This window comes from Paenibacillus sp. 01L418 (assembly GCF_056400045.1).
On sequence record NZ_JBFTSN010000412.1, the window covers coordinates 1 to 5,674 of the forward strand.

5 protein-coding genes and 1 pseudogene are annotated in these 5,674 nt (G+C 44.7%); 3 read left to right on the forward strand and 3 right to left on the reverse strand.

Going from position 1 to position 5,674, the window contains the following annotated elements; all coding sequences use genetic code 11:
• Nucleotides 1-25: 25 nt before the first annotated feature.
• Nucleotides 26-1,150, reverse strand: a pseudogene (gene cshA / locus AC1DSE_RS29075) (degradosome RNA helicase CshA); the annotation flags it as partial.
• Nucleotides 1,151-1,344: 194 nt separating this feature from the next.
• Between cshA and AC1DSE_RS29080 the strand changes: the two are divergent.
• The 3 genes from AC1DSE_RS29080 to AC1DSE_RS29090 all read left to right on the forward strand — a co-directional run bounded on the left by AC1DSE_RS29080 (nucleotide 1,345) and on the right by AC1DSE_RS29090 (nucleotide 3,903).
• Nucleotides 1,345-2,145, forward strand: a complete 801-nt coding sequence (locus tag AC1DSE_RS29080; protein ID WP_441881083.1) for a YitT family protein — start codon at nucleotides 1,345-1,347, stop codon at nucleotides 2,143-2,145.
• A 144-nt stretch (nucleotides 2,146-2,289) separates the two neighbouring features.
• A complete protein-coding gene (locus AC1DSE_RS29085) occupies nucleotides 2,290-2,478 on the forward strand; it encodes a hypothetical protein (protein WP_076267060.1) in 189 nt (62 codons plus the stop codon).
• A gap of 228 nt (nucleotides 2,479-2,706) precedes the next feature.
• On the forward strand, nucleotides 2,707-3,903 hold the full coding sequence (locus AC1DSE_RS29090) for a putative glycoside hydrolase (protein ID WP_441881023.1): 1,197 nt from the start codon (nucleotides 2,707-2,709) through the stop codon (nucleotides 3,901-3,903).
• A 73-nt stretch (nucleotides 3,904-3,976) separates the two neighbouring features.
• On the opposite strand, the gene pfkA is transcribed toward AC1DSE_RS29090, so the two are convergent.
• Both pfkA and AC1DSE_RS29100 read right to left on the reverse strand, forming a co-directional pair.
• A complete protein-coding gene (gene pfkA, locus AC1DSE_RS29095) occupies nucleotides 3,977-4,945 on the reverse strand; it encodes a 6-phosphofructokinase (protein WP_477528616.1) in 969 nt (322 codons plus the stop codon).
• A 29-nt stretch (nucleotides 4,946-4,974) separates the two neighbouring features.
• Nucleotides 4,975-5,674: DUF2600 family protein (locus tag AC1DSE_RS29100; RefSeq protein ID WP_477528617.1), on the reverse strand; the 700-nt coding region annotated here is incomplete at its 5' end.

The window sequence follows — 5,674 nt, forward strand, 5'->3', positions numbered from 1 at the left end:
CAGCTGTTACGCGTTGTTTGCCTTAAATAGCTTCTGCGATGCTTGGAAGCGGCTTGCGGTTCATCTTCTGACGCGTGACTTTCTCGATGAAATGCAAGTGGTCCGTTTCACGAGGTGTAACGAATGACCAAGCTGTACCTTCTTTACCTGCGCGGCCTGTACGACCGATACGGTGAACATAGCTCTCAGGATCTTGCGGAAGGTCAAAGTTGATAACATGCGTTACGCCGGATACATCAAGTCCACGAGCAGCAACGTCAGTCGCTACCAATACATCGATGCTGCCATCACGGAATTTACGCATTACGCTGTCGCGTTGGTTCTGCGACAAGTCGCCGTGCAAACCGTCTGCAGTATATCCACGTTTTTGAAGCGCTTCGCTAAGCTCATCAACCCGACGTTTTGTACGACCGAAAATGATAGCTAGCTCAGGGGATTCCATATCAAGCAAGCGGCTAAGCGCTTCGAACTTCTGGCGCTCATGCACTTCAATATAAGATTGCTCAATAAGTGGAGCTGTGATTTGTTTTGGAATAACTGAAACATGCTCAGGGTTTTTCAGAAATTGCTGTGCAAGCTTCTGAATGTTTGCTGGCATTGTTGCAGAGAACAGCATGGTGTGACGCTCGTCTGGCACTTGCTTAAGGATAGATTGAATATCCTCCATGAAGCCCATATCAAGCATTTCATCTGCTTCATCCAAAATAACGGTTTGTACATCTTCAAGACGGATTGTTTTGCGGTTGATGTGATCAAGCAAACGTCCTGGTGTACCAATAATAATTTGAGGCTTCTTCTTCAATGCACGGATTTGACGACCAATTTCCTGTCCGCCATAAATCGGCAACGAGCGAAGACCTTTGTACCTTGTTAGCTTCCCGATCTCGTCAGCCACTTGAATAGCGAGTTCACGGGTTGGCGTCATTATTAATGCGACAATGCGTTCCTCGCTTGTCGGAATTTTGTTAATGAGCGGAATTCCGAATGCCGCTGTCTTTCCTGTACCCGTTTGTGCTTGGCCAATTAAATCTTGTCCCGCCATAGCAATAGGGATAGCTTTGTCTTGAATCGGGGTAGATTCCTCGAATCCAAGTTCGGTAATTGCTTGTAACACTTTTGGTTCCAAGCCAAATTCAGCAAATGTTTTCAAACTTTTCTCAAACTCCTTTTATCTGCAGCCTACTTAAGAATATCCAAATCATTATAGCACACAATCAATCGTGAATACCAGCAAACCAATTTAAGACATACTAAGCATGCCAAAATAAAGGAATTAAACAAGTCGGTTGCATTGGAGCGATTTTATTGAATCCGCATTCCCTGCGTTACCTTTTTACAATCCCAATGATGACGGTAGGCGCCTTCCTTATCGCACTGGGCTTCAATTTTTTTCTAATTCCGCACCAGCTGCTTAGCGGTGGAATATCTGGTATTTCCATGATGGTCGGCTATATTACGGGCGGAAACATCGCCTTGCTTTATTTTATCCTCAATGTGCCGGTGCTATTATGGGGATGGTTTATCGTAGGTCATCGCTTTATTATATGGAGCGTCTACACCGTTGTCGCCTCTACGGTATTCCTACAGGTTATACCCGTCATGAAAATTGCGGATGACCTTATGCTTGGCGCTGTATTCGGCGGGATTATAGTCGGGTTTGGCAGCGGCTTAACCCTTCGGTACGGCGGCTCATCAGGCGGTTTCGATATTATTGCCTCAATTGCAACGCGAAAACACGATTGGCCAATAGGCATGATTATATTTTTATTGAATGGCGTAGTCATTGCAGTGTTGATTTTGTTTACGAAGGACTGGAATTTAGCCTTATACTCGCTCGTCGCTATTTTTTCCGCTGGAAAAGTAGTAGATCTCATCCACGTGAGGCATATTAAACTTACGGCCTTCATCATCACGACCAAAACCGAAGAGCTGCTCGCAAAGCTGCTCTTGCACCCGCGCGGAATTACAATAATAAAAACACGCGGTGCATATTCTTCGGGTGATCGCGATATGCTGATGACTGTAAGAACGAAATATGAAATAGCAGAGCTTTGCAAAACGATTACCACCATCGACCCGCGTGCATTCATTAACATCGTAGAAACGGTTGGTGTCATCGGCGATTTTTACAAGCCAAAAGACTAAATCATATACGCAGGTATGGATTTTACACCGTATCCCTATGTTTTTGAAAATGATCCTGATATAATGTTTGTATCCCGTAGTTTGGTTTCTTGCCATATGATTTCCCCTAAACATTAGATATGAAAGGGTGAGGCTCAGGTGGATATGGAAACGGTCAAATTGTCTCAAATTGTAGAGAAGCTAGCCCCAGAGCTCAGTCCTTTTCTTACGAAACGCGAATTGGACATCAGCATTGTGCTGCGTGACGGTCTTGCAGTATTAGAGCCTGCTGACGCAATGGAAATTGTGCAGCACAGTATTTGCAATCAGCAGAGAGAAGCTTTGTTACAATGACAATGCGGGACACACACGGATTATTTATGCGCCAGTCGAGTCACACTCGGCTGGCTTTTGTTTGTTTTGCAGGAAAACGGCGGCGATAATCACCTATTCGCAAGTCTTTATTTCAGCTTTTTAGCAAATTTTCAATATGAGTTTTATGACAATTGTAAAAAAGTTAATGACCCAGACATGCCATCTGCTTTATAATTTGAACAGAATAGCTAACGGGGAGAGAGCAAAATGGACAACATCATTTCAACATTGCTGCTGCTGTACAGCTTGCTCACTGGAAGCGGAGAGCATAACACCGCAGTGAAGCAGCTAGCAATTGCATACTTAAATTCCGCAGCTGGCCAAACCATCATTGATCCGGATGCAGCTGCAAATGGAGGCGAAATCTCAGGAAAAAATCACGCTGGACTCATCATAAAAGACCCGCAGCCTGAAACACCGCCGATCAAAGGAATCTATGTAACTGCTCACAGCGCAGGCGGTGCGCGCATGGAATCGCTTTTAAAGCTGCTTGACGACACGGACCTCAATAGTATGGTGATCGACATTAAAGATGACAACGGCTACATTACATATCCTACTACAACACCCGAACTGCTAGAGGTTGGCGCTTCGAAGAAATATATCCGAGATATTAATGAACTTATGCTTACTTTAAAAAAACATAACATTTATCCGATAGCCAGAATTGTAGTTTTCAAGGATACGGTACTTGCGCGAAAGCAGCCTGAGCTGTCTTTCCTCCAGCAAGACGGAACGATATGGAAAAATAATCGCGGTGAGAGCTTCGTAAATCCTTATCGCAAAGAAGTATGGGATTATAATATTGCTGTCGCCAAGGAAGCAGCAAAGCTTGGCTTTAAGGAAATCCAATTCGACTATGTTCGGTTCCCTGAGGGCTTTGATAACAAATCAGATACACTGACCTTCAGCAAGGCTGATCAGAGCCGCGTGGACACAGTCGCTGGATTTGTCAAATATGCTAGAGAACAGCTTCAGCCGCTCGGTGTTAGGGTTTCGGTAGATATATTTGGTTATGCGGCATCCGTACCGACAGCCGAAGGCATTGGCCAAGATTTTGTGAAAATTTCAAATGATGTGCATGTCATTTCACCTATGGTTTATCCTAGTCACTATAGTACAGGATGGTTTAAACAAAAGGATCCTGACAAAAGCCCATATGAGACTATAAAAGGCGCCATGCTTGATACGCATAAGAAGCTTGATCCGGGTACGGAGGTTAAACCGATTATTCGGCCGTGGATTCAAGATTTCACTGCAAGCTGGTTAGGCGCTGGTCATTTTGTGAAGTATGGCAAAACGGAAGTCGAAGCTCAGATTAGAGCTTTGAAAGAAACAGGCATCAAGGAGTTTCTCCTATGGAATGCCGGAAATAAATACACTCCTAACGTGGAATATGATTAGCTTACATCCTATTAGACACAAAAAAGTCCACCTTCGCTAACAAAGCGGCGGTGGACTTTTTTTATATTTATTTTTATTGGGMTAAACGAAGTGCCAGCTCGTACATATCAGTGTCAAATGGTTTCTTCGTATTGACAACAAGATCAATATCAGTCGTTACGAGCTCGCCTTTAACAACGCCGCAGCCTTTGCCTGAATCGCCAGCCATTAGCTGTCTAACGGCAAAGTCACCAAGACGGCTTGCTAGAATACGATCGATTGYCGTCGGCGTACCGCCGCGTTGAATATGTCCAAGTACAGTTACACGCGGCTCAATTCCGCTATTAGCAGTAATCTGTCTTGCTACTTCTTCACCTTTGCCCGCACCTTCTGCTACAACAATAATTGAATGACGCTTGCCTTTGGCAAAATTCGTCTTCATACGCTCTGCAACCTCAGTCAGTTCAAAAGGAACCTCTGGTACAAGAATCGTCTCCGCACCGCTTGCTAGACCAGCATGCAAAGCGATATCGCCGCAATGACGTCCCATAACTTCAACGACGGATGAACGCTCATGCGATGACATCGTGTCGCGAATTTTGTTAATTGCATCTACTACGATGCTAACCGCGGTATCAAAGCCGATTGTAATATCCGTAAACGGAATATCGTTATCAATCGTTCCTGGAAGTCCCATCGTTTTAATGCCCAGCTTGCTTAGCTTATTAGCGCCATGATACGAGCCGTCGCCGCCAATAACGACCAAACCGTCGATACCTCTAGCACGAAGCACTTCGGCACCGCGCTGTTGGCCTTCAGGTGTCATAAACTCCTTGCATCTAGCTGTTTGCAAAATTGTACCGCCGCGTTGAATAATATCACCAACGCTTCTCAAATCCATTTGTCTAAGGTCGTCATTGATAAGCCCTTGGTAACCCCTTTGAACACCATATACATCTAAACCGTGATATAGTGCACTCCTTACAACAGCACGAACGGCTGCGTTCATTCCTTGCGAATCTCCTCCGCTTGTCAATACTGCGATTGATTTGACTGCAGACATGGTCATTCCTCCACATTTTTTATTTATAGTTAAGCCTGTTGTTTCCGAATCCAGATGCTGTTAATAAGGAAAAACAGACGCGTAAGCGGGCTGTTCTTCATTAGCCTCCTAGAAACATTTCTGACATCCGCCTGGTGGCGAACCTTCGGGTCTGACAAATATAAGGCTAAGAGCCCTTCAATAATCAAACTATGAAAACGAGAAGCAGGAAGCTGCTTCACATCCTCACGCGCTCGGTTCACAATCGTACCGAGACGCTCAACAAGCAGACTGTCATTATCATAATAATTGCAAAAATTAAGGTCTCCGCCTACTTGATCCTCTTCTTGATCGATTAAATAATCGAGCAGGATATGAAGTCCGCAAACATGCGGAAAATAAATATTTTTGATCGCTGCAGCGTCCTGCGTGGATAAGCATGGCTCACTTGCGGCTAGAAACAACATAAACATGCCCAGCGTCGAACCTGATGCCGCAGCAAATTCATTCCATTTCAGGTTTGGATAGTTCCCTCGATGCTGCTCCCACCATGCAAACAAATGCTCCTCGCGCAATTCCTTGCGTATATGCTTGTACACCTGCAAATCGCCATATAAAGTGACTAGCTCGATCACATGCTGTTGAACACTTCCATAGGAAGGCAATTGCGCGACATGGATCTGACAAGTTCGTACCAGGTGATGCAAATAACCCCCATCATCTTTTTCATCGCGAAATGCATAATAATCC